Below are 1211 nucleotides of genomic sequence, written 5' to 3'. Positions count from 1 at the left end.
GACCGGCATCTGATGACCCCGAAGTCGGAGGTGTCCGGGCTGCACGGCGGCGGGCACAACTCGCTGACCCGGCTGGTGATCAAACCCACCCATCTGATCGGTGGCTACGGGCAGATGTCGTTCGGGTTCAACTACTACGGCCCGACCGGCAACCAGCGCGATGAGATCGCGGTCATCCGCCGCCGCGCCCAGGAGGTGGCCTTCCGATGAGGGTGATGGCCAATGTGGCGATGGTGATGAACCTGGACAAGTGCATCGGCTGCCACACCTGCACGGTCACCTGTAAGCAGGTGTGGACCAACCGGCCGGGCACCGAGTACGTCTACTTCAACAATGTCGAAACCAAGCCCGGCATCGGCTATCCGAAACGCTACGAGGATCAGCAGCACTGGCACGGCGGGTGGACGCTGGACCGCAAGGGCCGGCTGCAGCTCAAGGCCGGCGGGCGGCTGCGCAAACTGCTGTCCATCTTCTACAACCCGGATCTGCCCAGCATCGACGACTACGGCGACCCGTGGACCTACGACTACCAGACCGTCATCGACGCGCCGCTGGGCACGCCGAACCCGACCTCACACGCGATCTCGGCGTTGACCGGCCGGGACATGCAGCTGCGCTGGGGCAGCAATTTCGACGACGATTTGGCCGGCGCGCCGCAACTGGCCGTCGACGACCCGAACCTCGCCGGCCTCGAAGAACGGGTGAAGATGGAGTTCGAGCAGGTCTTCATGTTCTACCTGCCGCGCATCTGCGAACACTGCCTCAACCCGTCCTGCGTCGCGTCGTGTCCGTCCGGGGCCATGTACAAGCGCGCCGAGGACGGCATCGTGCTGGTCGACCAGGACCGCTGCCGCGGCTGGCGATTCTGTGTATCCGGATGCCCGTATAAGAAGGTCTATTTCAATCACCGCACCGGCAAGGCCGAAAAGTGCACGTTTTGTTTCCCCCGCATCGAACAGGGATTGCCGACCATCTGCTCGGAAACCTGCGTCGGCCGGCTGCGGTATCTGGGCCTGTTCCTCTATGACGCCGACAAGGTGCTCGACGCGGCGGCCACCCCGGACGTCCAAGACCTCTACGAAGCCCAGCTCGGGGTGTTCCTCGACCCGAACGATCCTGCGGTGCAAGCCGATGCGGCACGAGCGGGCATCCCCTACGACTGGATCGAGGCCGCGCAGCGGTCCCCGGTCTACGAGCTGGCGGTGCGCCAC

2 protein-coding genes are annotated in these 1211 nt (G+C 64.8%); both read left to right on the top strand.

Translation table 11 applies throughout. The features are described from left to right. Positions 1-210: hypothetical protein (locus ACAG26_RS27640; protein ID WP_370486266.1), on the top strand; the 210-nt coding region annotated here is incomplete at its 5' end. Continuing rightward, the coding region (gene narH / locus ACAG26_RS27635; protein ID WP_370486265.1) for a nitrate reductase subunit beta at positions 207-1211 on the top strand (1005 nt) is incomplete at its 3' end. The genes ACAG26_RS27640 and narH, both read left to right, overlap by 4 nt.

Source organism: Mycobacterium sp. pUA109 (assembly GCF_041287095.1).
Classification (GTDB): Bacteria; Actinomycetota; Actinomycetes; order Mycobacteriales; family Mycobacteriaceae; genus Mycobacterium.
This window is presented reverse-complemented; position numbering and strand designations above follow the sequence as displayed.